Origin of the sequence: Citrobacter sp. Cpo061 (assembly GCF_030332845.1) — a bacterium.
Lineage (GTDB): Bacteria > Pseudomonadota > Gammaproteobacteria > Enterobacterales > Enterobacteriaceae > Citrobacter > Citrobacter portucalensis.
The window spans coordinates 153666-179279 of record NZ_JAOWHB010000036.1 but is presented as its reverse complement, the minus strand read 5'-3'; the positions used below and the strand labels follow the sequence as shown (position 1 = coordinate 179279).

The window sequence follows — 25614 nt, the reverse complement described above, 5'->3', positions numbered from 1 at the left end:
CTTGTGCCGCATTGTGTCTCAAAGCACTTTCGACAAAAACTGCTGAGTGCGCGTGTGGCTTGGATGATTCAGCACTTGCTCGCTGCTGCCCTGCTCGATGATTTTGCCATCGACCATAAACACCACCTGATCCGCCACTTCCCGGGCGAAGCCAATCTCATGCGTTACCACAACCAGCGTGGTTCCCGACTTCGCCAGCGCTTTAATGACATCCAGTACTTCACCGACCAGTTCAGGATCCAGTGCAGATGTAGGCTCATCAAACAGCATGACGCGCGGATTTAACGCCAGCGCACGGGCAATAGCGATACGCTGCTGCTGACCTCCGGATAAGTGACGCGACCAGGCATCGGCTTTATTCCGTAACCCTACTGCATCAAGCAGAGTTAATGCCCGCTCGGTGGCGGTTTTACGCGTTGCCAGTCCGTGCGCAATGGGCGCTTCAATCAGATTCTCCAGAACCGTTAAGTGCGGGAACAGATTAAAGTTCTGGAACACATAGCCGACGTTAACGCGCTGGCGCAAAATTTCCGCCTCTTTCAGCTCATACAGCTTGTCTCCCTGCCGACGATAGCCAATGTAATCGCCATCGATTTGAATAAACCCCTCATCGACGCGTTCCAGATGGTTGATGGCCCGCAGGAGTGTGGATTTCCCTGAACCGGACGGGCCAAGAATAACCGTTACCGTACCGGGAGGGATCTCCAGCGACACATTATCCAGCGCTTTGTGGCGACCAAAGTATTTGCTAACGCCGGTAATAGAAATATGGCCTTCAGGCGAGCGGGACATGGACGGCCTCCTGCTGTGGACGTTGACGACTGCGTTTTTCTGCACGCCTCACCCGGGTTGTGTTGATCGCTGAACGTCGTTCGCTGCGTGCCAACGCACGTTCAACCAGGTGCTGAATTAACGACAGGACGCTGGTGATCACCAGATACCATACCGCACCCACCATCAGCAGCGGGATCACTTCCTGCGTGCGGTTATATATCATCTGGATGGTGTAGAACAGCTCCGGCATTGCCAGCACATATACCATCGCCGTCCCTTTCGCCAGGCTGATGATTTCATTGAATCCAGCAGGCAAAATGGTGCGCAGCGCCTGCGGCAGAATAATCCGCAGCGTACGTCGCCCTGCTGGTAAGCCCAGTGCTGCCGCTGCCTCGTACTGACCGTGATCGACCCCTAAAAATCCACCCCGAATAATTTCAGCGGTATAGGCGCTTTGCACCAGCGTCAGGCCAACCACCGCAGTGGAAAACTGACCGAGTACATTGATGGTCTCAAAACTTCCCCACTGAATGGGAGTGAACGGAATACCAATCGTCAACGTGTCGTACAGATAGGAGAAGTTGTACAAAACGATCAGCACCACAATCAGCGGTAACGAACGAAACAGCCAGATGTATCCCCATGCCAGACCGTTCAACAGCCAGGAAGATGAAAGCCGCGCCAACGCCAGCAGACCGCCGATGACAATACTCAACAGCGTCCCGATCAGCGTCAGTAACAGCGTTTGCCCGAGGCCGGACAAGATAACCGGATCAAAGAACCAGCGGGCAAACACGCTCCATTCCCAGCGCGGATTAAACGCCACGGACTGGAGAATTACCGCAAGGGCAAATAAGGCAATGACCGCGCCTACGGTACGCATGGGATAACGTGCCGGTACGACTCTAATGCTATCTGTCGTTTTCATTTTCTCTCCTCAGGCGATTCTGGCCTGACCGGCAATAGTCAGCAGTTTGGTAAAGCGCAGCCGTCCATCAAACGGCGGCAGGCTGTACTCTTCGGGATCGCGCGTCGTATCAAATTGCGGATCGTAGCCCTGGCTTAAATAAAGTCTGACGGCCTCCGGCTGGCGAAATCCCGTGGTCAGATAAATCCGGCTGTAGCCTGCGAGCAGCGCTCTACGTTCCAGTTCCTGCACCACGCGCGCCGCCAGCCCCTGCTGACGCAGGCTGCTTTTTGTCCAGATGCGCTTAATCTCGGCGGTATCTTTATCGTAAGGTTTGTAAGCCCCGGTGGCGATAATTTCGCCGCGGCGCTCCAGTACCACAAAAAGTCCCTGCGGCGCCAGATACCATTCGGTCAGTTCCACTTCAGCGTCGCGAGAAAAGTAATCGCCATAGCGGGCGGCATATTCACCGAACAGACCGTTCAAAATGGGCTGCAGCTCGCTGGCTTCCGGTGAGAGCACGCGAAATTGATCGCTCACGATGACCTCCTTAGTCGCCTAAACCGGCCGGGTTGATTTCAGATTGTGGAATTCGTTCCCCCCCTTCTCCCCAGCGATTCAGCACCTTGTCATAGTCGCCGTTGCCTATCACGCCGTTGAGGGCGGTTTGTACCGGCAGAACCAGACCGCTGTCTTTTTTCAGCGTCACAGCGATATGTGCCGCTTTTGGCCAACCGCCATCAACGCTACCCACTAATTGCGTTTTACCGTTGAGTGCAGCTTTCCACGCGCCGATTACATTAGGACCGAAGTAGGCATCGGCGCGGCCCGACTGTAGGGCCAGGGTTTGCGCGGCATCATCTTTGGTATACACCGGCGTAAACGGCTGTAACCCTTTCTTCACGTTCTCATCGTTCCAGGCCAACAGAATGGCTTCCTGGTTAGTCCCCGAACCGACAATAATGCGTAGTCCTGCGATATCTTCCGCCTGCTCGATTTTCTTCAGCTTGCTACCGGTTTTGACATAAAAGCCAAGAGAGTCCTTCCGATACGTCGCGAAATCGAATTTTTCTTTGCGTGCTTTGGTGACGGTAATATTGCTGATCGCGGCATCGTATTTGCCGGAAGTGACGCCCAGCGGCCAGTCTTCCCATGACGTAGGTACAACGTTGAGTTCCAGTCCCAGACTGTCAGCCACCAGACGCGCGATGTCCGCCTCGCTGCCGATCAACGTCTTATTGTCATCGGCAAAAACGGTCAGCGGTGGCTGGCTGAGCCCGGCGATCGCCACGGTGAATTTGCCCGGTACGGCCAGGTGCAGGTTTGCGGGCAACTGCGCGATCGCCTGCGGGTTTTTTGCTGTATTGATTGGCGCTTTATTGGCTTCCAGGCTTACGCCGGTGCCGTTAATCGTCACCTCATTTGCCCAAACGGTCGCGCTGAAAGCCAGTGACAGCGCGAGAAATACTGATTTTTTCTGCATAGCGTTTTTCTCTTATTGTGTGAATTGATTTGCAGGTGTCGCTAATCCCAGGCTTGCGCGCAGGGTCGTACCGGGATATTCATGGCGGAACAGGCCGCGCGCCTGAAGCACGGGGACAACCTGTTCGACAAAACGCGGGAAGGTATCCGGCGTTCCGCCCTGGATGATAAAACCGTCTGCGGCTTTTTCGTCGAACCACTGCTGCAAGCCGTCGGCAACCTGTTGTGGCGTGCCGCTGAAACGCGGACGTGGACTGGCCGCTTCCAGAGCAACCTGACGAAGTGTTAAACCTCGCTCGCGTGCGTTGCGTTTGATCTCATCAGTCGTACTGCGAAAGCTGTTTTGTCCGAGAGAGCCCAGATCCGGGAATGGTGCGTCCAGCGGATATTGGGCAAAATCATGATGTTCAAAGTAGCGGCCAAGATAGTTCAGCGCGTCAGTAACGGAGACCAGCGCAGCGGTAGTCTGATACTGCTGCTCAACGTCCTCTGCGCTGTCGCCAACAATAACGCTGACGCCCTGGAATATATGCAGTTGATCGGGATGTCGTCCGGCGACTTCCAGCTGGCTTTTTACATCCTGATAGAACGCTTTAGCCTCTGCCAGCGACTCCTGATGGGTAAAAATGGCATCAGCGTGCTGCGCCGCTAATTTCTTGCCATCTGCTGAAGCTCCCGCCTGAAATATAATCGGACGGCCTTGTGGTGTACGCCCAATATTTAAGGGACCGGCGACCTGGAAATAATCTCCATGATGATTAAGCGTATGCAGTTTTTGCGGATTAAAAAATTCCCCACTTGTTTTATTACGGGTAAAAGCATCATCTTCCCAGGAATCCCACAGCCCTTTCACTACCTGTAAATATTCATCGGCAATACGATAACGCTGGGCATGCTCTGGATGCTGAGCGCGAGAATAGTTTTTTGCCGATCCTTCCAGAGGCGACGTCACCACGTTCCAACCCGCGCGCCCCTTGCTGAGATGGTCCAGGCTAGCGAACTGCCGTGCGGTCGTAAACGGCTCGCTGTATGATGTGGACACCGTGCCAACCAGCCCCAGATTCGTGGTGATACTGGCCAAAGCGGATAATACTGTCAGCGGCTCAAAACGATTTAAAAAGTGTGGGATTGATTTTTCATTAATATACAGACCATCGGCGAAAAAAATAAAATCCAGCTTCCCTTTTTCCGCAATAAGCGCCGTCTCTTTGACAAAATCAAAATTAATACTGGCATCAGCCTGAGCCGCCGGATGGCGCCATGCGGACATATTTCCCGATGCGCCATGTAGAATAGTGCCGAGCCGTAGTTGCCGATTTTCAGCCATAATAACCCCTACCCAACAGGTAAACTTAAAGGTGTGCGAATGCCGTTTTTGCTAACTGCGCAAAGTAGTGCGCGGCAGGTTCAATTAAACGCTCGTCCGGATTAAATCCCGGGTGATGTAATCCGTATTCACTGGCGCTGCCAATACTGACAAATGCGCCAGGTGTATTTTGCAGGTAGACGGCAAAATCCTCCCCGCCCATATGCAGGTCGGCATGGTGGGTGGTATAGCCTGACTGTTTCGCCACCGCGGTGGCAATATCGGCCCAACGATCATCATTTACCAACGCGGTTGGTCCCGCATGCCAGATTACGTCGATTTGTGCGCCAAAGGCGTGGGCAAATCCGGCGGCAATGTCATTAACCCGAGCCTTAACCTGCTGCTGTACCTGGGTTCGGTGCGTTCTGAGTGTCCCTTCCAGCTCAACGGACTCCGGCAGTACGTTCCATGTGTTTCCCCCCTGAATACGGGTCACGCTGAGCACCACCGAATCCAGCGTGTTAACGTCGCGGCTGGCAACGCTTTGCAGCACCGTTACCAACTGGCTGGCGAGCAGGATGGCATCCTTACCTTCATGCGGACGCGCCGCATGTGCGCCCTTGCCATTAATGCGCAGCACGAAGCGATCGACATTGGCATAAAATGCGCCGCCGCGTGTGGCAAATTCGCCCACTGGCAAACCGGGCTCATTGTGCATACCGAAAATAGCCGCTACGTTTTGCAGCGCACCGGCGCGGATCAACGTTTTTGCGCCGCCGAAACTCTCTTCAGCTGGCTGAAACAAAATACGTACTCGCCCCGGTAAGGTTGTTTCCTGTTGTTTTAGCAGCAGTGCTGCACCAAGCATAACGCTGGTATGGACGTCATGCCCGCAGGCATGCATCACGCCCGGCGTGAGGGAGCGAAACGGAACGTCGGCGCTTTCTTCTATCGGTAGCGCGTCGATATCCGCCCGCAGCGCGATGACATCTTCTCCCTGACCAATTTCCACGACCAGACCGGTTTTCAGCTCGAACGGCAGAATGTCGACGTCCGCAGCGTGCAACCAGGCGTGAATGCGCGCCGTGGTTGCTTCCTCCTGCAGGGAAAGCTCAGGATGCTGATGTAGTTCACGACGCCAGTCGATAAGCGTTGAGCCGAGAGTCATCAGAGCACCTCCACGGCGTTATGGGCTTGCGCTAACAAACGCAGCGATGTCAGACGCGCATGCCCTTGCGCCACTGGCGTGTCGATAATGAACTCGTCAATGCCAAATTGCGTATGCAGAGCATTCAGCTTTGCCATCACCTCCTGAGCGGTGCCGTGTAGCAACGCCTGCTCACGACGCGCGATTTTGCGTGGTGGGCTGCCAGACTGAGCGGCAAACGCCAGCGCCTGTTCTTCGCTGGCTACCGTGACACGTTGACCATCTTCCAGCTCCACGCCCCAGATTTGTACGTTTTCCGCCAGTTGCGCAGCGGTGTCGTAACTGTCAGCCACAATTACCTGCACGGCGACTATCGTCGGGCGTGCACTGTGGGTCTGCCAGAAGGACAAAACGTCATGCAATAACGCTTTGTCACCATTGAGGTGCGCTGCGAAGATGAAATCCCAGTCGGATTGCGCTGCTAACTGCGCGCTTTGCACACTAGCTCCCAGTACAAACTTTTCCGGTGAAATCGGTGGAATTGGCGTCGGGAATACCGTTTCCCCGCTTTCCGTTCCGCTCAGCGCCAGCCAATCGTTAAGCAAAGAAAGCTGGTCGGCAAAACTGCCTTTTTCTTCCTGATGCAGCCCATGCTGTAACGCCTGGGTCGACAGCGGTAAGCCGCCAGGGGCTTTCCCTACGCCGAGATCAACACGTCCAGGAGCCAGCGATGCCAGAAGATTGAAGTTTTCCGCCACTTTGTACGGGCTGTAATGTTGCAGCATTACGCCGCCGGAACCTACGCGGATATGCTGGGTTTGCCCGAGGATCCAGGCGATCACCAGCTCCGGCGATGGGCTGGCCAGCTGTGCCGTATTATGGTGTTCCGCGATCCAGAAACGATGGTACCCCCACTCTTCTGCCAGTTGCGCCAGGCGCAACGTCCGGGAAAGCGCGGTTGCGGCAGTTTCACCTTCCCCGATGGGGCTTTTATCCAGAATACTCAGGCGATATGACATGTTACGAGCCTATGTTTGTTAACATGTCTTTATTATTAATTTATCAAATAGCCATACTGAAACATTTAATTCACATTTGCTCAGCTAAAAAGTAGATAACAACCCCTGTCGCTGCCAGGGTTAAAATTTGGATCGCCCAGTACTGGTTGTAACGCTAAACAGAAAAACACCCGCAATTAATAGCCTACAAAATATAATAGGGTCGTTGGCATCACGGTAATAACATCAAAATCATTTCATGCCAGTTTTCTTTTTACGAAAAGGTTTTTTAACGCGATTTACGTTAAGTCAGTTTAAACGACTTGTCACGTTATGCGCTTGTATTAATTGTTTCACTTTTATGACGCAGGATGAATGATTTACATAGAAATTTTTATTTTAACTACTTCCACAGAATTGATGATTAGTAGAGAATGCAACGTTCTTATTAAAACGGTTTAAAACAGATTTTAATATCCCCCGATTTTATTGCGGGGATTTTTGTATGGATTATACATAGCACCATGGGACCTCTATGAAAAGTAACATGCCCGTTACACAAATTGAGCACGCACTTAACGATAAAGCGACGCTGCTTTCTACGACGGATAAAGAAAGTCATATTACCTACGCCAACTCCGCGTTTATTGATGCCAGCGGATTTAACGAAGACCAGTTAATGGGCGAACCACATAATATTATTCGCCATCCCGATATGCCTCCCGCGGCGTTCGCCGATATGTGGTACACGCTACAGCAGGGAGACAGCTGGACGGGGATGGTGAAAAACCGTCGACAGAATGGCGACCATTACTGGGTTCGCGCCAACGTTACGCCAGTCTGGCACAATGAAAAACTCACCGGCTACATCTCGGTGCGTACCGTTCCTTCGCGCGATGAAATAACTCAAAGCGAAAGCTTATATCAAAAAATTAATAATCAGCAGCTTAAAGGGTTTCGTCTTTTTAAAGGCATTATCATTCGTCGCGGAATATTGTCATGGGCATCAATGTTTAAATGGCTGAGTATTAGCCAGCGCGTCAATTATTCTTTAGGGGTAATCGCCCTGCTCGCTGTACTATTTCTCTTCGCTCCTGTTAATCCATTTATTCAGGCGGGAGGGTTATTGTTCTTATTTCTGATGCTTGCTATTTACCTTAAGTATCAAATTTGTCAGCCAGTTAATACGCTACTGACGCAAATGAAGAAAGTGGTATCCGGGAGAAAACCTGATAACTGTCATTTAAATCGGGTGGATGAGATCGGAATGCTGATGCGTCTGGTTAATCAGTCCGGGCTTAATCTGAATTCCCTGGTCGATGATGTCAGTACGCAAATATCCGGTATTCGCGCCATCAGTCAGCGGGTATCAAAAGAAGGTACGGCGCTGCACAAGCGTTCAGAAGAAACCTCCGCCGACCTGCAACAAACCGCTGCCGCCATTGAAGAAATTGGTAGCGCGGTACAGCAAACTGCTGAGACTGCGGCTCATACTATGACCATGGCCGATAAAACCAGCGCCAATGCGACAGAAGGCGGCGATATTATGAAACAAACTATCGCCATGATGCAGGCGATATCGCGTGACAACGGGCAGATAGTCGACATCATCGGCGTTATCGACAGTATTGCTTTCCAGACTAATATTCTGGCGCTCAATGCCGCGGTTGAAGCCGCGCGGGCCGGGGAGTCCGGGCGTGGTTTTGCCGTTGTGGCGGCAGAGGTCCGTAATCTGGCGCAGCATTCGGCGTCTGCAGCAAAAGAGATTAAACAGCTGATTGAGAAGAATGTCGCTAACGTTAACAGCGGTGTCAAAATGGTGGAGCAAACGGAAACGCATCTCACTGGGATGATTGGCGATGTCCTGCAGATGTCGATGATGATCAAAGATATTAGTCTGGCGTCGCGTGAGCAAACCCAGGCGCTGGATCTGATTAACGATTCGATTTCACGCGTTGGCACCATGACACACAATAACGCCGAGATGGTGGAGCGTGTCACCGATGCTACCGCCGATCTGACTCAACGTTCATCGCGCTTACAGCAGGCCGTTCAGGTCTTTGGCGTATCAGCATAACCTTACGGCGCTTATCGGGTGAATGTCTCGATAAGCGCACACCTCTCCACGTATTTACGCCCTTCTCTTTTATTGGCTGAATCGAGGCCACACCGCGCCAGTGCTGGCTGTACAAAAATGCTGAATTCTTGTTATCGGGGCTTTGCGGAACCGAACAATTGAATGTAGGATGCTCGGCCGGCAGTTTTCCCCCATAACACAATGAAGGTTAAGGCTGTTTTTCGCCGCAGCAGGTGCGGCAAAAAGGATTTTGTATTTTTGTCAGGTCAACAGGAAAAGTAATGAACACAAACAACACGCAAGCCGCGGAACAACATGCGGCGAAACGACGCTGGTTGAATGCCCACGAAGAGGGGTATCACAAAGCGATGGGTAATCGACAGGTACAAATGATCGCCATTGGCGGCGCAATTGGTACCGGGTTGTTTTTAGGGGCTGGCGCACGCTTGCAAATGGCGGGTCCTGCTTTGGCGCTGGTTTATCTGGTGTGCGGTATTTTTTCGTTCTTTATACTGCGTGCGCTTGGTGAACTGGTTTTACATCGCCCTTCCAGCGGCAGCTTTGTCTCCTATGCTCGCGAATTTTTAGGTGAGAAAGCCGCCTATGTGGCTGGCTGGATGTACTTCATCAACTGGGCGATGACCGGCATTGTCGATATCACCGCGGTGGCGTTGTATATGCATTACTGGGGCGCATTTGGTGATGTACCGCAGTGGGTGTTCGCCCTCGGCGCGCTGGCCATTGTCGGCACCATGAACATGATCGGCGTGAAGTGGTTCGCGGAGATGGAGTTTTGGTTTGCGCTGGTCAAAGTGCTGGCGATTGTGATTTTCCTGGTGGTGGGTACCGTCTTTTTAGGCACTGGAAAGCCGCTGGATGGTAACGCCACCGGTTTTCACCTAATCACCGACAACGGTGGATTCTTCCCACATGGTCTGCTTCCAGCGCTGGTACTGGTTCAGGGGGTAGTTTTTGCGTTTGCCTCCATTGAACTGGTGGGCACCGCTGCTGGAGAATGCAAAGATCCGCAAACCATGGTGCCAAAAGCGATCAATAGCGTTATCTGGCGTATTGGTCTGTTCTATGTGGGTTCTGTCGTTCTGCTGGTTCTGTTACTGCCGTGGAATGCCTATCAGGCGGGGCAAAGCCCGTTTGTTACCTTCTTCTCCAAACTGGGCGTGCCGTATATCGGCAGTATCATGAATATTGTGGTGCTCACCGCGGCGCTTTCCAGCCTTAACTCTGGGCTGTATTGCACCGGGCGTATTTTACGTTCCATGTCGATGGGCGGATCGGCTCCTAAATTCATGGCTAAAATGAGCCGTCAACAAGTACCCTGGGCTGGGATCCTCGCCACGTTGGTCGTCTATGTCGTCGGGGTATTTCTGAACTATCTGGTACCGTCGCAGGTGTTTGAGATCGTGTTGAACTTCGCGTCGTTGGGCATTATTGCGTCGTGGGGCTTTATCATGGTCTGTCAGATGCGTCTGCGCCGGGCCATAAAAGAAGGTAAAACGGCAGACGTCAGCTTTAAACTGCCGGGCGCTCCGTTTACCTCGTGGCTAACCCTACTGTTCCTGCTGAGCGTGCTAGTGCTGATGGCGTTTGACTATCCAAACGGCACCTACACCATCGCGTCATTACCGTTGATTGCCATCCTGCTGGTTGCAGGGTGGTTCGGCGTGCGTAAACGCGTCGCGGAAATCCACCGCACCGCGCCGTAATGGCTGAAGGCCTGACTGGTTAACCCTTCAGGCCTTCATTTTTAGTTCGCTTCAATCAACTGCGCTACATCGTTGCTGTTAATTTCCCGCGCATTTCCATCCTGATCGGTATAGCTGGTCATTCCCGTATCTTTATCCAGTTTTGGCTTACCCTGGGTGGTGATGGTTTGTCCGCTTTTGGTCGTCATGACGTAATCGGTGGTACATCCTGCAAGGGTAAACAGCATTACGCCTGCACAAAGACAGATAAATGGCTTTTTCATGGTATTCCCGTGTTATTCAGTTAGCCGTTGAGGGCGTAGTGTAAGTCCCTGAAGTGGCTCGGGCTACCGCCGGGGTGTAACGAGGCGTATCGTGGGGTTTAGAGAAATGACAGGAGGGGTTTCCCCCTCCGGATGTTTTATAGCGCAATACGAATAACATCGTCCGGCTGGGTGGCTTCCTGCTCGCGGGTAGATTTCTGTTTCACGCTGACATACAGGGTTTTACCATCGGCGGAGAGCGCCAGGCTATTCGGGAACGTTGGGGTCTCGAATGTTTTGACGACTTTATAGCTTTTCGCGTCGATCACACTCACTTTACCGGCCTGGCGATGAGTCACGTAGGCTTCATTACGCGTTGGGTTGAACAACACGGCCAGGGATTCCGGCGCGGCTACTTTTGCCAGTACATTGCCATTACGGGTATCGATTACCAGCACTTCCGCCGCTTTAGAGTCGGTGACAAATGCGCGGTTGCCCGCTGTGTCCAGGCTCAGGTTGATAAAGAAATGCTCTTTCCCGTCATCCAGCAGTTTTTTGCGGCTGAGAATTTTGTTAGTGGCGGTGTCAATGGTAATGAATTCACCGTCCGCATTGGCGGTGTACAGGCGTTTAGCCTTGCTGTCGACAGCCAGAGCAGTGCTCATTTTGCCGGTATTCTGGATGGTGTTCTTCAGCTTGATCGTCTCACCGTCCACCACCCAAACCACGCTCTCTTTACCAATACCGCTAATGTATACCGTGTTGGTAGCATCATCGGCGACCAGCTCACGCGGCTGCAGCGGGCGAACGTCTTCAGAACGTTTACGCGCATCCAGCACCAGACGTCCTTTCACCGCACCCGTTTTGGCATCCATCGCCGTTACCGCGCTGTTTACCGTATTGCCGAACCACAGCGTTTGCGTGGCGTTGTTGATGGTGGCACCAAACGGTTTGAGATCGTTATGAATCACCTGGGTCACTTCGAGGGTGACCGGGTCAAGACGATAAACCACCCCGCCGGTATCCAGTTTGCGGCTCTGTGAGGTCGCCAGCCACAGCGCGTTCTCTTGCTGGCTGTACGCCATTTCATAGGCACCTTTGCCGACGGCTTTGCGCAGCAGTTCTTCTGCAGCCTGCGTAGTAAAAGATGATGCAACGAGCAGTGAACCTAACAGTAAAGAACCACGCAGACGCGGCGAAAACAGATGACGTAAAGACATGACGACTCCCTTTGATAAATTCGTTTGTTACTGCTTCACATAGCTTCAATGAGCAAAATCATGGTTTTGCCTTTTTAGGAATGAGAATAGTAATCATTATTCATCTCAAAGTGGAGCACTTCTTCACATATTGACTACAATCGTTTTCATTGCCCGAAAAATTACCGCAATTACGCAGCGCAAAAATTCATTTTTTATAAAAAAATTCACATGCTTACCGTTCATTTTTCGACGCAAGCATCATAACTGGCCTTGTTCATGACGATTTTTTCAGCCCGCTATACCGTTGTTCCTGTTTCTTTATTGCCTGCCTTCTTCTCGCCTTTTGCCCTGGCAGAAAGTGAGATAAACGATCAAACGCTGATCGTGAGTGCGACGCCACAGTCCGTTTCTGAGCTAGACACCCCTGCTGCCGTCAGCGTTGTTGACGGAGAGGATATGCGTCTGGCAACGCCGCGCATTAACTTGTCTGAATCCTTAACCAGCGTCCCGGGGTTACAGGTACAAAACAGACAAAATTACGCCCAGGACCTCCAGCTATCGATTCGTGGATTTGGTTCGCGAACCACTTATGGTATCCGCGGTATTCGTTTGTACGTCGATGGTATTCCAGCAACCATGCCGGATGGACAAGGTCAAACATCCAATATTGACATTAGCAGCGTACAAAACATTGAGGTTTTACGCGGCCCCTTCTCTGCTCTGTATGGCAATGCGTCCGGCGGGGTAATGAATGTCAGTACTGAGACAGGACATGAGCCGCCAACCATTGAGGCCAGCAGTTTTTACGGCAGTTTTGGCACCTGGCGCTACGGGTTAAAAGCAACGGGAGCTCTGGGAGATGGTACTCAGCAAGGCGATGTGGATTACACCGTTTCGACAACCCGGTTTACCACCCACGGTTATCGCGATCACAGTAGCGCGCAAAAAAATCTGGCCAATGCCAAACTTGGCGTGCGCATAGACGATGCGAGCAAACTAACTCTGATTTTCAATAGTGTTGACAGTAAAGCCGCCGATCCCGGCGGTCTTACCGAGTCGGAATGGCTGGTTGATCCACAGCAATCACCCCGTGCTGAGCAATTCAATACGCGAAAAACCATCAAGCAGACCCAGGCGGGATTGCGCTATGAACGCCAGCTTAGCGAGCAGAATGATATCAGTATCATGACCTATGCGGGAGAACGTGAAACTACTCAGTATCAGTCGATCCCAATGGCACCACAGTTAAAACCGTCTCATGCCGGAGGCGTCATTACCCTGCAACGTCATTATCAGGGGATAGACAACCGCTGGACTCATCGGGGTGAGTTGGGCATCCCCGTGACCTTCACCACCGGTCTGAATTATGAAAACATGAGCGAAAACCGTAAAGGCTACAACAACTTCCGTCTTGATGATGGCGTGCCGGAGTATGGGCAGAAAGGCGACTTACGACGTAACGAACGTAACCTGATGTGGAATGTCGACCCCTATCTGCAAACACAGTGGCAATTAACGCAGAAACTCTCACTGGATGCTGGCGTTCGTTACAGTTCGGTGTGGTTTGATTCTAACGATCGCTATATTACGCCCGGTAACGGAGATGACAGCGGTGACGCCAGCTATCACCAATGGCTGCCAGCCGGATCGTTAAAATATGCCATCACCGATGCCTGGAACGTCTATCTGGCCGCGGGTCGCGGTTTCGAAACACCCACCATTAACGAACTGTCCTACCGTTCCGACGGCCAAAGCGGCATGAATTTTGGTTTACAGCCGTCCACAAATGACACCGTTGAAATCGGTAGCAAAACACGTGTTGGCGATGGGTTGTTTACCGTGGCCTTGTTCCAGACTAACACAGACGACGAAATCGTCGTTGACAGCAGCAACGGCGGACGGACAACTTATAAAAACGCCGGAAAAACTCGCCGTCAGGGAGGGGAATTATCCTGGGATCAACGCTTTGCCGCAAACTGGCGCGCAAGAGCATCATGGACCTGGCTGGATGCAACCTACCGCAGCAACGTCTGTGGGGATCAAAACTGCAACGGCAACCGACTGCCCGGCATAGCGCAAAACATGGGATTTGCGTCACTGGGCTACGTTCCTGATGAAGGTTGGTATGCGGGAGCAGATGTGCGTTATATGGGCGACATTATGGCCAATGATGAAAATACGGCGAAATCCCCGTCATATTCCGTTGTTGGCTTGAATACCGGTTATAAATTTTATTACAGCAATCTCATGGTAGACCTGTTCGGACGGGTGGATAATCTGTTCGATAAAACTTATGTCGGCTCGGTGATTGTGAATGAGTCAAATGGCAGATACTACGAACCGGCGCCAAGACGAAACTATGGCGTAGGTATTAACCTGGCCTGGCGTTTTGAGTAACACTGGCGGGAATGACTCCCGCCATCAGTTTTTACGCATCACTCCTCAGCAAGACGAATCACTACCTTGCCGAAGTTTTTGCCGGTCAGCAGACCGATAAAGGTTTGTGGCGCATTTTCCAGACCGTCGGTCACCTGCTCGCGGTAGTGGATTTTGCCCTCTTTAACCCAGCGCCCCATCTCCCGCTGAAACTCATGAATACGGTGTCCATAATCCTGACCAATGATAAAACCCTGCATGCGGATACGCTTTTTCAGCAGCGTTGCCATTAACAGCGGTAATCTGTCAGGTCCGGCCGGAAGCGACGTTGCGTTATAACCGCTGACCAGGCCACAAAGCGGAATCCGCGCTGAGGTATTGAGCAATGGCAGAACGGCATCAAATACTTTTCCACCGACGTTTTCGTAATAAATATCAATACCCTGCGGGCAGGCTTTTGCCAGTTGTTGCGCAAAATCTTGTGCGTGGTGATCGAGACAAACATCAAAACCCAATACCTCGGTGGCATGTCGGCATTTCTCTGCCCCACCCGCCACACCGATCACCCGACAACCCTTAAGCTTACCGATCTGCCCGACCGTTGCGCCAACCGGCCCGGTTGCGGCAGCTACCACCAGCGTTTCCCCCGCTTTTGGCTGACCGATATCCAGCAGGCCCATATAAGCGGTAAACCCCGGCATACCCATAACACCCAGCGCCCAGGAGGGATGCTCAGGATGATCGCCAAGCTTCACCAGCCCGTTACCGTCGGAGATGTCATAGTCCTGCCAACCGCTGTAGCTCAATACCCATTCGCCTGGCTGGTAGTCCGGATGGTGGGATGACACCACGCGACTTACGGTACCCCCAACCATGACACCACCAATATCTACTGGTGGTGAGTAAGATGGCTCATCGCTCATGCGGCCACGCATGTAGGGATCGAGGGAAAGATAAACTGTGCGCAACAACATCTGGCCTTCGCCCGGTGTTGCGACTTCATCTTCTTCAAGACGGAAGTTCTCTGGGACTGGCGCGCCATGTGGACGGGAAGCCAGTACCCAACGACGGTTACGATTAGTCTGTTGACCCATGATGTGCTCCTCTGCTTTTGGCATGAATCCATCAATAGTAGCAGCCCGTTCCTGCTATTTAGCTGACGACGTGATTTAACCGCACAACCAGGTAAACGCAAGGTTGCGCGGTTTCATTGATAAACCGACAGTCATTCGGCGGGCCAAGTTCCAGGCAATCACCTGCCTGCATTTCATGGCGTACGTCCCCTTCCACAAAGACTAATTCCCCCTGCTGTAACCAGATAAGTTGTCTGGCCTGCACATAGGAAGAGGCTGGCATCGGGATATCACTTCCGGCGGGTAATTCGATCTGCACCAGATCGATAGGCAGATCGCTGCGCGGTGAAACATGGCGGCGCAGATAGTGACTTTGTGGATCGTGCCAAACAGGCTGATCGACGAAGCGCAGGAGCTTGCCCTCCTGCATTTCAGCTCGTGCAATCAGGGTAGACATGCTGATGCCAAACGCGCCGGAAAGCCTGCCCAGCAACGTAGCCGTTGGACTACTCTCGCCGCGCTCTATTTTATGGATCATGGCCCGCGACACACCCGCGCGCTCGGCAAGTTCCGTGAGTGACCAACCGCGAGATTCCCGCTCAATGCGAATTCTTGCACTGATCCGTTGATTTATGCTGTCTTCAATAGTATTCATATTGTAATACTATAGTGAACAAGCCCTGAGGTTCAACATGTCAATTCGATTTGCCAGCAAAGAAGACTGCGCCGCCATTGCAGAAATCTACAACCATGCGGTACTGCATACGGCGGCTATCTGGAACGATCAAACGGTCGATGCCGAAAACCGTATTTCCTGGTATGAAGCCCGCCAATTGATGGGGTATCCGGTGCTGGTGAGTGAAGAGAATGGCGTGGTTACGGGATACGCCTCCTTTGGCGACTGGCGTAACTTTGATGGCTTCCGTCATACCGTTGAACATTCGGTGTATGTTCATCCTGAACATCAGGGAAAGGGGCTCGGACGGGAACTGCTCAGCAGACTGATAGACGAAGCCCGCGCATGCGGCAAGCATGTAATGGTGGCAGGTATTGAGTCTCAAAATCAAGCATCACTGCATCTGCACAGCTTGCTGGGCTTTAAAACCACCGCGCAAATGCCGCAGGTTGGCACTAAATTTGGGCGGTGGCTGGATCTGACCTTCATGCAGTTACAGTTAGACGATCGCCGCGAACCGGATGCCCGTAGATGAACCAGACGCTGACCCTCTCCTTTCTGATTGCCGCAGGTATTGGTCTGGTGGTGCAAAATACCTTGATGGTACGCATCACCCAGACATCCTCGACGATCCTCATCGCCATGTTGCTTAACTCGCTGGTCGGGATCGTGCTGTTTGTCAGCATACTGTGGTTTAAGCAAGGAGCTGCGGGATTTGGAGAACTGGTATCCAGCGTGCGCTGGTGGACACTCATCCCCGGATTGCTGGGATCGTTCTTTGTTTTTGCCAGTATCAGTGGGTACCAAAATGTGGGGGCCGCTACCACTATCGCGGTGCTGGTGGCTAGCCAGTTAATCGGCGGGCTGGTGCTGGATATTCTACGTAGTCACGGCGTGCCGCTGCGGGCGCTGGTAGGTCCGGTCTGTGGCGCGGTGCTGTTGGTCATCGGGGCGTGGCTGGTGGCGAGACGTTCATTTTAATTGCCTGATGGCGCTTCGCTTATCAGACCTACAGAATATGCCTGTAGGTCGGATAAGTGAAATATCAGAGGATTGTGCCGCCTTTGGTCAACTGTTCGCGACGGGCTTCCATATCTTCTTTATGCTGACGGCCATGATGTGCGATAGCCGTACGCAAACGCTGTTGCTGGGTATAGCGGTCTTCCCGGCTCAACGCGACATCATCGCTGAGCTCAATCAGCAATTCATTCATATGCGTAATGACGCTCTCTTCAATGGCGGCATCAACACGTGCGCTGACCTCATCCAGATGCGACATAACCTCTCCTTAACTCATTAATTTAATTTTGCTTTTGAAAAATCACTGCCCATCAGGCTGACGCTGTATCCGCTAACGTTGCTGCGCGTAGCATAGAACGTTTTACCGTTTGCCAGGGCTATCCACGGAGCCTGCTGGTAGAAAATCTCTTGCGATTGCTGGTAAAGCGCGGCGCGCTCTTCCGGTTTACTCACCAGCTTCGCCTTTTGAACCAGCGAATTATACTCTTTATCGCACCAGCGCGCGGCGTTAGATCCGGTTTTTATGCTGTCGCAGCCCAGCAGCACATCGGCGAAATTATCCGGATCGCCGTTGTCTGACATCCAGCCAAACAACGCGGTGTCATGCTCACCTTTACGCATTCCGGAGAGATATTCCCCCCACTCGTACGACACAATTTTCGCCTTCACGCCCACCTTTGCCCAGTCGCTCTGGATCATCTCAGCAATCCGTCGGGAGTTCGGGTTGTAAGGGCGCTGAACCGGCATTGACCACAGCGTCGCTTCAAAGCCGTTTTCCAGCCCCGCCTGCTTCAGCAGATCTTTCGCCTTTTGCGGGTCGTAAGCGTAATCCTGCAGATCTTTATTGAAGCCCATCATATTCGGCGGAATCGGCGATTTCGCCACCGTACCGGAACCTAAAAAGACGGCGTTAATAATGGCCTTTTTATCGGTCGCGTAGTTTAGCGCCTGACGCACCAGTACGTTATCAAACGGTTTTTTCTCGGTATTAAACGCCAGATATCCGACGTTCAGCGCTTCAACCGCATGCAGCGTCAAATCTTTATTCTTTTTAATCTCGTCAAACTGTACGGGGGCTGGTGCCGGGATTATCTGGCACTCATTGGTTTGCAGTTTTGCCAGCCGCGTCTGGACGTTTGGCGTGATTGAGAAGATCAGGTGCTTCGTTGGAACGGCGCCATCCCAGTAGTTCGGGTTGGCAAGATAGCGGATTTGCGAGTCCTGCTTGTACTGTTGCAACACGTAAGGCCCGGTGCCAATCGGCCAGTTATCGACGTTTTCCGGGGTGCCTTTTTTCAGCATCGCGTCGGCATATTCCGCAGAAAGGATAGAGGCAAAATCCATACCCCAGTCGGCAAGAAACGCAGCATTAGGTTCATTGAGGACAAACTGAACGTGATAATCATCGACCTTCTTCACTTCTTTAATCAGTTTATCCAGACCAACATCGTTAAAGTATTCGTAGCTTCCCTGAGAAACCTTGTGATACGGATGATCGGCATCTTTCTGCCGTAATACCGAGAAAATCACGTCATCTGCGTTGAAGTCGCGGGTCGGTTTAAAGAATTTATTACTGTTGAATTTCACGCCCTGACGCAGGGTAAACGTATAAGTCTTACCGTCCGGGGAAATCGTCCAGTCCGTTGCCAGAGACGGTATCGGGGTATTCTTTACTGGATCAAAGTTGATGAGTCGGTTGTAGAGTACCTGTGAACTGGCCACAAATGAAGGACCTGAACTGGCGATTTGCGGGTTAAATGACTCCGGAGATGCTTCAGAGCAATAGATGATGGTGTCAGTATTGGCCGCGAACGCAGCGCCTGACGGTAAGACGGCGCTGAGAGCCAGCGCGAGTAACGTTTTCCTTGCAATCATGGTTATAAGCCTTCTTATTTTATTATTAACAGGGATATCAGAGCATAGCTGACAAAAACTGACCAATAACAAATCACTATCAGGTTATTCTAATCCGGTGTATTTCGCTGAATAATTCATCACTCCAAGCGAATTAATTTCCCTTAAGTCTTTTTCAAAACGTCAAGATTTTTCCCGGCACTCTATGCCATGAAAATTAGCCCCTTTTTGCCTCTCTTTCGCCGTTTGCTCGTTTTTATAAAACGTAAAGTAGATACGTGAAGAAGTCTAAGGGGTAACAACGTGGCAAAAACTCTCTTGCGCAGCGGCAATTTGGATGACTATCAGGCCGTGGGCGGCGGTGGTCAGGCCGTGTTTGATTCAGCATTGCAAATTCGTGAAACGCTTCGTCTGCGTAAACAGCAGGCGATGGTGGATTGTCTGGCGATCCCACAAATTAACGACAACGGCGATCGGGTTGACTGGTATTCCCCGATAGAAGGGAAAGCCGTGGCGTGGAAAGCCGCTGATGAAGAAGCACGTTTTCGTGCGCTGCGCTATCTGGGGAGCACGCTGGAAAATGCGGCGACCCTGAGCCGTAAAAGCCTGCAATCGGGGAAAACTTCCCTACAGCTGTTTGGCTCACTGCTCGAAAAAGCCATCCAATTTCCCGGTGAAAATCACGTGTTTCTGGTTGATGGCAAACCCGTTATTACGTTCTGGGGCTTCGTCAATCTGAATGAAAATCCCCGCGACGATGTGCTCGACTGCCTGCGCATTGCCGATGTTCCTCCTGTGGTTACCGTAGCAGAGCCAGAACAGGAAGATGAAATCGCACCGGAAATTACCTTTGCCGAGGCCGATGTCCCCTTACTGACGCCGATCGTTGATCTGCCAAAACCGGCTGAACCTGAACCTCACCCCCCGGTTATTGTTAACGAACCTGAAGTCACTGCCCCGCCGGTACATGAAAAGCCCATACGCCGCCTGCCGCTGTGGAGCCTCCCCGTTGCCGCAGTGATTATTGCAGCCATTGTTGGACCGCTGCTGTGGAAGCAACAGACCATCCAGCCCGTACCCGCAGTAGCCGCTATTGAAGTCGCTAAGGTTGATATGGCACCGCTGCCAGCACTGACATCTGCACTGCCCCTGCATCGTGCTGAAGTGACTCCAGCTGCGAAGAAAGAGAAACCTGTCGAAGGACCGGTGGTGATTGCCGCAATTCCAAAAGATGCGCTGGTGATGGATGCCAACCAGATGAAGGCAGGAACGACGCGTTTTCTCAACGGTAACTGGCGCGTCATGGTCGATGTTAAAGATCCGGTGAGCGGCAAAGCGCCGTCGCTGCGCTATCAGATCCAGGCCAATAAAGGCACTGCGCGCGTGGTTCATGGTGACAACATTGTTTGTCGTGCCGAGATTTTCTCTGGTTTGCACCAGTCGGGTGAATTAATGATTAAGAGTCGCGGCAATGCCCGTTGTACCGACGGTTCACGTTATCCGATGCCTGAAATTACCTGCAAAGCGGGAACCAATGACGTCGCCGCCTGTACCGCGCGTTATGACGATCACGCGGAAATCCCTCTGACGATCAAAAAGATAGGTGCCTGATTTTATGTTGGTGAATCTGTGTGATTACAAACAGAGCGTGACGCTCATCGCCAATAGCGGTGTGCAATTTCTGGATTTCGGCCTCACGCCGCAGGAATCTGCGCACCATGGACGCTTTGTGCGCAAAACGGCAAACGGTCCGCTACTGAGACTAGACTTCGATCTGACGTCAGGACGCTATACCCTACCGGGCAGCACCGGCGCGCAACCCGAAGTGGTGAAGCCGGAAAGTACTCAGACGCTGCACTATTCGCTGGACGTGCTCGACGGCGTCTGGCTGCCGCTGCCGTTTTTGCGCTTTAACCCGCCGCGTACGTTTGTTGAAGGCCCGGATAACTGGGCTCGCGTGCAGGTGCGAAAGCTGCCGCAGCCGGACAGCGCGGGCAACACCCACCGTGTTACCGTAGCGCTGGACAGCCAGCTTACTGAAAATGCCCCTGCGGCGTTAACCCCCAACGAAAATGATCTGCTTAACGGTACACGGTTTGCGCTGGCCTGGCATGACAACGAAATTGCTGATTTCCTTGACCAGACCTGGATTGACGGCTGGTTGCGCGAATCTTTTATGCACCATGTCACCCAACATGAGAACCGCTCAGAACAAGAGATCCAGCAGGCGCTGCGTAACTTTGAATACCAGGCGCACTGGCTGAATGTGCTGACCCTGTTAGGTGAGCAGCTTTCCGTCCCGGAAGTGAAACTGGTTACGCACACCCTTAGCACACCCGCCATTCCCGTCGATCTTATTTTGGATATCGGTAATACCCATACCTGTGGTGTCCTGATTGAAGATCACGGGGATGCCAATGACGGGCTGCGTCAGACCGCTGAATTGCAGGTCCGTTCGTTAAGCGAGCCGCAGTTCCTCAACGATCCGCTATTCACCAGTCGGCTGGAGTTTTCCGAAGCACGCTTTGGTAAGCAGCACTTTTCCGTTGAGAGCGGACGTGATGACGCCTTTATCTGGCCGTCGATTGTGCGTGTGGGTGATGAAGCCCGTAAGCTGGCGATGCAGCGTATGGGCACCGAGGGCAACAGTGGGATCTCAAGCCCGCGCCGCTATCTGTGGGATGAAACGCCGGTGCTGCATGACTGGCGCTTTAGCCAGATGAATGGCAAAACCCAGCGCGAACCGCTGGCTACCGCCTTCCCGCTGATGAACCTGATGAACGATGACGGGCAACCGCTGTTCAGCCTGCCGCAGGACGATCGTCTGCCAGTGTTCTCACCACAATACAGCCGCAGCACGCTGATGACACATATGCTGTGCGAAATACTGGCCCAGGCGCTGGGGCAAATTAACAGCGTAGCGACGCGTTTGCGCCTCGGATTCCCGGCGTCTCCTCGTCAGTTGCGGACGCTGATCCTGACCCTACCGTCGGCGATGCCCAAACAGGAGCGCGAGATTTTCCGCCTGCGCATGTTTGAAGCTATTGCCCTGGTCTGGAAAGCGATGGGCTGGCACCCGCAGGATGAAGACTTCACCACCCGTAAGCAGCAGGAAAAAAGTGTGGTTCCCGTACCTGAAATTCAGATGGAATGGGATGAAGCCAGCTGCGGGCAACTGGTGTGGCTGTATAACGAAGCTATCTCACACTACGATGGCCACACCGAATCGTTCTTTAACGCCCTTGCCCGCCCGGACCGTTTGCCGGAGCCTGGTGAGACTAAAGGTCGAGCACTGCGCGTGGCATCGATCGATATTGGCGGCGGGACAACGGATATGGCTGTCGTTCATTACCAGCTTGATGACGGCGTTGGCGCGAATGTCAAAATTACCCCGCATCTGCTGTTCCGTGAAGGTTTTAAAGTTGCGGGCGATGACATGCTGCTGGACGTGATTCAGCGCTGCGTGTTGCCTGCACTGCAAACCCGCTTACAACAGGCTGGCGTGACCGACGCCGCCGCATTGCTGGCCACGCTATTTGGCGATTCCGGGCGCATCGATACTCAAGCAATTCTGCGTCAACAAACGGCATTGCAGCTCTTTATGCCGCTTGGTCATGCGGTCCTCTCTGCCTGGGAACAAAGCGATATTAACGATCCGGTCGCCGGACTACATGCCACCTTTGGCGAACTCCTGAGTCAACAACCCACGCGCAACGTGATGAACTACATCCAACAGGCTATCGATCATGCGTTGCCTGCAGGGTCGCCAGCGTTTGATATTCTGAGCGTGCCGTTACAGGTACAGTTCAGGCAGTTACAAGAAGCACTATTGGCGGGGCAATTTACCCTGACTTCCCCACTGCACGCGGTTTGTGAGGCCATTTCACATTATCGCTGCGATATCTTATTAGTGACCGGCAGGCCCGCCTGTTTACCGGGTGTACAGGCGTTGATCCGCCATCTGCAACCTGTTCCGGTTAACCGTATGATCTGGATGGATAACTACCGCGTGCATGAGTGGTATCCGTTCAGCCAACAGGGGCGGATTGGTAACCCTAAATCCACCGCTGCTGTAGGCGCTATGCTGTGCAGCCTGGCGCTGGATTTGCGTTTGCCACGTTTTAACTTTAAAGCTGCCGATATCGGCGCTTACTCGACCGTACGCTTTCTCGGTGTGCTGGATAATACGGTCAATACCCTGCGCGATGAGAACATCTGGTATCACGATATTGATCTGGATAAACCTGGGGCGAAGCTGGATGCCCGGTTGCATTTCCCGTTACGTGGCAACGTGACGTTAGGATTTCGGCAACTGGCAAACAGCCGCTGGCCTGCCACGCCGCTGTATACGCTCAGCATAAACTCTGCCGAACTGGCAAAAACTATCGCCGGAGATGGCGTGTTGAATGTTCGGCTGCAGCTACGCGGCGGCAGCAAAGAAAGTGGCCCGGAATTCTTCATCCTGAGTGATGCCTGGTTACAGGATGGCACCCCCGTTGCCGCCAATGCCTTAACGTTAAAACTGAATACGCTGGCAGACCGTCGCCATAGCGGAAGCCATTACTGGATTGATAGCGGGAGCGTGTACCTGAAATGAGTAAGATGTTAAATACCGCGCAGGCCGCCATCGAGTGGGTGGTAGATACCCGTCAACGTGCGGCGCGTCTTGATGATGAAGCGGATGCCCTGCTGGCACAGCTTACGCTAGCCGCAGTGAGTGAATCTGCGTTGAAGGAGACCTTTTCATCGCAAGGATGTATAGGGTTATACGGACACTCACAATCGGCAAAAGCACATCTACTGGCAGCATTGTGCTGCAATGCCACTGGCAAAGTGAATATTGTTACCCCGGATCGCAGCTTTGATTATTTCTCGCATATTAATCCGGGCCATGCACCAACCAATATGGCGATCCGCTTTACGCGCGATGAAAATCCGCATGATAACGAATGGCCGTTGCGTCTGCGATTACTCAGTGAAGCCGAACTGGTACAGCTATTTATCGCCCAGTTCAGCGCGCTCCCGGACAACCGACAGGTCGAGAAATCGATTATTGAGGCGCGCCTGGAAAAATGGCAAACGCTGCGTCAGCGTCACCCGGTGCCGGGCATTACCGCACATGATGTTGCGGCAATTGGTCGTTTCTGGCGCTCCTGCGTACCGGCAAACCAGCAGCAAATTGACGATGCACTATGGTATCAGTTTGCCACGTTGCTGCCCGCACTGGACCTGACTACCCGGGCAAACGCCTGGGCGTTACTGTGGGGAGAACAACCAGAGCTGACGCAGCAGTGGCTGGCGCTGGCGCACACGTTGCAACAAACCGGACACGCGCAAGAATTAGCGGCCCCGCTGAGCCTGCTGGTTGATCATTTTGGTTTACCTGCCGAAAGTTTCCTGACCCAGGTGGCATTGACCAGCAATAATGAGGCGCAAAGCGATGTGGTGGTTCATCCGATTGAAAATCATCAGTTGCTCAATGCGGTCAGTCTTTCTTTGTCGTCACTGGCGCTGCTCACGCGCGAGCTGGTCCTGACGGTTGAAGACTCGGTGCTGGAGAATGTCGATCTGCTCGATATTCCCCTCGCCCCGGATGCTCATCCTCATCCACTGTGGCAGGCAAAATTAGGCTGGATGCTGGAACATTATCGCCAGCACCTGCAACCGGATGTGCTCTTAATCTGCAACGCGGTCTCTGCCCGCGCCCAGACGCCCGCCATCACCCGCAAGCTGTTGGGCTGGGTCAACGATACCCAACCTGTTCATGATGCCGCATTACCGGGCGTGGTTTGGGCCATTACCCCGCAGGATGCGCGTTTTAGTACCCAGCAAAACCTTGATGAATCCGTGCAGCAATTAATGGGCAAGCCCGGGCTGCATTGGGGTACATTGCAGGCGCTGGATAAACATAGCTTACAACGTCTTGTCGAATGGCTGACTCAGGCAACCTCACCACAGCAGCGCCAGGCCAGGTTGACTTCTCTACGCGAGCAGCATCAACAGCGCATCCGCGAAACGCTGATAAGCTGGATTAATCCCGCTCAAGCTGAATCGGATAGCCACGAGTCGGTGATCCGCCAGTTACAGGCGCAAGCGGCAAAACATGGCGAACTGCTGGATGGTTTGCTCCCGCCGATGCGCATTTTTGAGTCGCTGCTGCGTATTCAGCAACCACGCGAGGAGCAGGTAAGCGGTTTATTTTATGAAGAGATTGACCTGTTTGCCGAGGTGCGTGACACACTACACTCGCCGGAAAGTCAGGAGACCGGATATCAGGCACACAAAATGTGGATTAACCACGTGCGCCAGTGGTGTCGCGATGAAAATAATGCCCGCCGTTTACGACTCGATCCCCGTACGTTAAGGCAGGTTGCCGACATTCTCGTCACCACCAGCTATCGCCTGGAGATGCCACAACGCTTACAGCGCATTATGCAGCGCGAAAATGTCTGTGCCGCGCAGTTACACGCCGATATTGGTGATTTTATTACCTGGCTTGGATTTGCCGACGTTGCTGAGGAACAGCGCCCTGCCAGCAGGATCCAAAAAGGATCGGCTATTTTTAGCGCGCCGAAGCAATCGCCGATGCTACGCCTGACGAAGCTGGATGAACAACCCTCGCATGGTGCAAGCCGTTACGTTTACGACTGGCTGGTTGCCTTGTACACCCGTGCGAATGAGAATGCGGGATATCAGCACCCACAGGATGTCTCTGAAACCGACAAAAAACGATTAGATGCCCTGCTTTTCTCCTGA

19 protein-coding genes and 1 pseudogene are annotated in these 25614 nt (G+C 52.7%); 8 read left to right on the top strand and 12 right to left on the bottom strand.

Going from position 1 to position 25614, the window contains the following annotated elements; translation table 11 throughout:
* Positions 1–18: 18 nt before the first annotated feature.
* From OGX97_RS06920 to OGX97_RS06895, 6 genes and pseudogenes are all read right to left on the bottom strand, one after another.
* Complete coding sequence (locus OGX97_RS06920; protein WP_279850606.1) at positions 19–792, bottom strand: amino acid ABC transporter ATP-binding protein; 774 nt, start codon at positions 790–792, stop codon at positions 19–21.
* Positions 776–1702, bottom strand: a complete 927-nt coding sequence (locus OGX97_RS06915) for an amino acid ABC transporter permease (RefSeq protein WP_048214165.1) — start codon at positions 1700–1702, stop codon at positions 776–778. The genes OGX97_RS06920 and OGX97_RS06915 overlap by 17 nt, the downstream gene beginning before the upstream one ends.
* Positions 1703–1711: 9 nt before the next feature.
* Positions 1712–2221: a GNAT family N-acetyltransferase gene (locus OGX97_RS06910; RefSeq protein WP_003833076.1), complete on the bottom strand. Its 510-nt coding sequence runs from the start codon at positions 2219–2221 to the stop codon at positions 1712–1714.
* A gap of 10 nt (positions 2222–2231) precedes the next feature.
* Positions 2232–4490, bottom strand: a pseudogene (locus OGX97_RS06905) (NtaA/DmoA family FMN-dependent monooxygenase).
* Positions 4491–4515: 25 nt separating this feature from the next.
* On the bottom strand, positions 4516–5637 hold the full coding sequence (locus tag OGX97_RS06900; RefSeq protein WP_279850608.1) for an amidohydrolase: 1122 nt from the start codon (positions 5635–5637) through the stop codon (positions 4516–4518).
* On the bottom strand, positions 5637–6635 hold the full coding sequence (locus OGX97_RS06895; protein WP_100272439.1) for an LLM class flavin-dependent oxidoreductase: 999 nt from the start codon (positions 6633–6635) through the stop codon (positions 5637–5639). The genes OGX97_RS06900 and OGX97_RS06895 overlap by 1 nt, the downstream gene beginning before the upstream one ends.
* A 514-nt stretch (positions 6636–7149) precedes the next feature.
* On the opposite strand from OGX97_RS06895, the gene OGX97_RS06890 reads away from it, so the two are divergent.
* Both OGX97_RS06890 and ansP read left to right on the top strand, forming a co-directional pair.
* Positions 7150–8691 carry a methyl-accepting chemotaxis protein gene (locus tag OGX97_RS06890; RefSeq protein WP_279850609.1) on the top strand — a complete coding sequence of 514 codons (1542 nt, stop codon included), beginning with the start codon at positions 7150–7152 and terminating at the stop codon, positions 8689–8691.
* A gap of 281 nt (positions 8692–8972) precedes the next feature.
* A complete protein-coding gene (ansP, locus tag OGX97_RS06885) occupies positions 8973–10415 on the top strand; it encodes an L-asparagine permease (RefSeq protein WP_003833088.1) in 1443 nt (480 codons plus the stop codon).
* Positions 10416–10456: 41 nt separating this feature from the next.
* On the opposite strand, the gene OGX97_RS06880 is transcribed toward ansP, so the two are convergent.
* Together OGX97_RS06880 and yncE are read right to left on the bottom strand one after the other, a co-directional pair.
* Positions 10457–10678 (bottom strand): YgdI/YgdR family lipoprotein, encoded by a 222-nt coding sequence (locus OGX97_RS06880; protein ID WP_003020157.1) that lies wholly within the window; start codon positions 10676–10678, stop codon positions 10457–10459.
* A 137-nt stretch (positions 10679–10815) separates the two neighbouring features.
* Positions 10816–11877, bottom strand: coding sequence for a 7-bladed beta-propeller protein YncE (gene yncE, locus OGX97_RS06875; RefSeq protein ID WP_218659236.1), 1062 nt, complete (start codon positions 11875–11877; stop codon positions 10816–10818).
* Between the two features lie 258 nt (positions 11878–12135).
* Here yncE and pqqU point away from each other — a divergent pair, with 258 nt between their 5' ends.
* On the top strand, positions 12136–14256 hold the full coding sequence (gene pqqU, locus OGX97_RS06870; protein ID WP_279850610.1) for a TonB-dependent receptor PqqU: 2121 nt from the start codon (positions 12136–12138) through the stop codon (positions 14254–14256).
* A 38-nt stretch (positions 14257–14294) separates the two neighbouring features.
* On the opposite strand, the gene OGX97_RS06865 is transcribed toward pqqU, so the two are convergent.
* Together OGX97_RS06865 and OGX97_RS06860 are read right to left on the bottom strand one after the other, a co-directional pair.
* Positions 14295–15329 (bottom strand): NADP-dependent oxidoreductase, encoded by a 1035-nt coding sequence (locus OGX97_RS06865; RefSeq protein WP_218659235.1) that lies wholly within the window; start codon positions 15327–15329, stop codon positions 14295–14297.
* A gap of 58 nt (positions 15330–15387) precedes the next feature.
* Positions 15388–15963 carry a helix-turn-helix domain-containing protein gene (locus OGX97_RS06860; RefSeq protein WP_003833097.1) on the bottom strand — a complete coding sequence of 192 codons (576 nt, stop codon included), beginning with the start codon at positions 15961–15963 and terminating at the stop codon, positions 15388–15390.
* 37 nt (positions 15964–16000) lie between these two features.
* On the opposite strand from OGX97_RS06860, the gene OGX97_RS06855 reads away from it, so the two are divergent.
* Together OGX97_RS06855 and OGX97_RS06850 are read left to right on the top strand one after the other, a co-directional pair.
* Positions 16001–16519, top strand: a complete 519-nt coding sequence (locus OGX97_RS06855; RefSeq protein ID WP_100272436.1) for a GNAT family N-acetyltransferase — start codon at positions 16001–16003, stop codon at positions 16517–16519.
* Positions 16516–16965 carry a DMT family transporter gene (locus OGX97_RS06850; RefSeq protein ID WP_048227592.1) on the top strand — a complete coding sequence of 150 codons (450 nt, stop codon included), beginning with the start codon at positions 16516–16518 and terminating at the stop codon, positions 16963–16965. Before OGX97_RS06855 ends, OGX97_RS06850 begins: the two co-directional genes overlap by 4 nt.
* A 64-nt stretch (positions 16966–17029) precedes the next feature.
* Here the strand turns inward: OGX97_RS06850 and OGX97_RS06845 are convergent, their stop codons facing one another.
* Together OGX97_RS06845 and OGX97_RS06840 are read right to left on the bottom strand one after the other, a co-directional pair.
* A complete protein-coding gene (locus tag OGX97_RS06845) occupies positions 17030–17263 on the bottom strand; it encodes a YdcY family protein (RefSeq protein WP_003020183.1) in 234 nt (77 codons plus the stop codon).
* Positions 17264–17280: 17 nt separating this feature from the next.
* Entirely contained in the window at positions 17281–18879 is a 1599-nt protein-coding gene (locus OGX97_RS06840; RefSeq protein WP_032943514.1) for an ABC transporter substrate-binding protein, read from the bottom strand.
* 282 nt (positions 18880–19161) lie between these two features.
* Between OGX97_RS06840 and OGX97_RS06835 the strand changes: the two genes are divergently transcribed.
* Genes OGX97_RS06835 through OGX97_RS06825 form a run of 3 tightly spaced genes read left to right on the top strand, consistent with a single transcriptional unit; the run spans position 19162 to position 25614 of the window.
* On the top strand, positions 19162–20469 hold the full coding sequence (locus tag OGX97_RS06835; RefSeq protein ID WP_218659233.1) for an SrfA family protein: 1308 nt from the start codon (positions 19162–19164) through the stop codon (positions 20467–20469).
* A 4-nt stretch (positions 20470–20473) separates the two neighbouring features.
* Positions 20474–23455 (top strand): virulence factor SrfB, encoded by a 2982-nt coding sequence (locus OGX97_RS06830; protein ID WP_008784834.1) that lies wholly within the window; start codon positions 20474–20476, stop codon positions 23453–23455.
* Positions 23452–25614, top strand: a complete 2163-nt coding sequence (locus tag OGX97_RS06825; protein ID WP_020996391.1) for a virulence factor SrfC family protein — start codon at positions 23452–23454, stop codon at positions 25612–25614. Before OGX97_RS06830 ends, OGX97_RS06825 begins: the two co-directional genes overlap by 4 nt.

Bases quoted from the DNA above. Each gene is read 5' to 3' on its own strand.
- OGX97_RS06920 (WP_279850606.1), bottom strand. From the start codon at position 792: ATGTCCCGCTCGCCTGAAGGCCATATTTCTATTACCGGCGTTAGCAAA.
- OGX97_RS06915 (WP_048214165.1), bottom strand. From the start codon at position 1,702: ATGAAAACGACAGATAGCATTAGAGTCGTACCGGCACGTTATCCCATG.
- OGX97_RS06900 (WP_279850608.1), bottom strand. From the start codon at position 5,637: ATGACTCTCGGCTCAACGCTTATCGACTGGCGTCGTGAACTACATCAG.
- OGX97_RS06895 (WP_100272439.1), bottom strand. From the start codon at position 6,635: ATGTCATATCGCCTGAGTATTCTGGATAAAAGCCCCATCGGGGAAGGT.
- OGX97_RS06890 (WP_279850609.1), top strand. From the start codon at position 7,150: ATGAAAAGTAACATGCCCGTTACACAAATTGAGCACGCACTTAACGAT.
- ansP (WP_003833088.1), top strand. From the start codon at position 8,973: ATGAACACAAACAACACGCAAGCCGCGGAACAACATGCGGCGAAACGA.
- OGX97_RS06880 (WP_003020157.1), bottom strand. From the start codon at position 10,678: ATGAAAAAGCCATTTATCTGTCTTTGTGCAGGCGTAATGCTGTTTACC.
- yncE (WP_218659236.1), bottom strand. From the start codon at position 11,877: ATGTCTTTACGTCATCTGTTTTCGCCGCGTCTGCGTGGTTCTTTACTG.
- pqqU (WP_279850610.1), top strand. From the start codon at position 12,136: ATGACGATTTTTTCAGCCCGCTATACCGTTGTTCCTGTTTCTTTATTG.
- OGX97_RS06865 (WP_218659235.1), bottom strand. From the start codon at position 15,329: ATGGGTCAACAGACTAATCGTAACCGTCGTTGGGTACTGGCTTCCCGT.
- OGX97_RS06860 (WP_003833097.1), bottom strand. From the start codon at position 15,963: ATGAATACTATTGAAGACAGCATAAATCAACGGATCAGTGCAAGAATT.
- OGX97_RS06855 (WP_100272436.1), top strand. From the start codon at position 16,001: ATGTCAATTCGATTTGCCAGCAAAGAAGACTGCGCCGCCATTGCAGAA.
- OGX97_RS06850 (WP_048227592.1), top strand. From the start codon at position 16,516: ATGAACCAGACGCTGACCCTCTCCTTTCTGATTGCCGCAGGTATTGGT.
- OGX97_RS06845 (WP_003020183.1), bottom strand. From the start codon at position 17,263: ATGTCGCATCTGGATGAGGTCAGCGCACGTGTTGATGCCGCCATTGAA.
- OGX97_RS06840 (WP_032943514.1), bottom strand. From the start codon at position 18,879: ATGATTGCAAGGAAAACGTTACTCGCGCTGGCTCTCAGCGCCGTCTTA.
- OGX97_RS06830 (WP_008784834.1), top strand. From the start codon at position 20,474: ATGTTGGTGAATCTGTGTGATTACAAACAGAGCGTGACGCTCATCGCC.
- OGX97_RS06825 (WP_020996391.1), top strand. From the start codon at position 23,452: ATGAGTAAGATGTTAAATACCGCGCAGGCCGCCATCGAGTGGGTGGTA.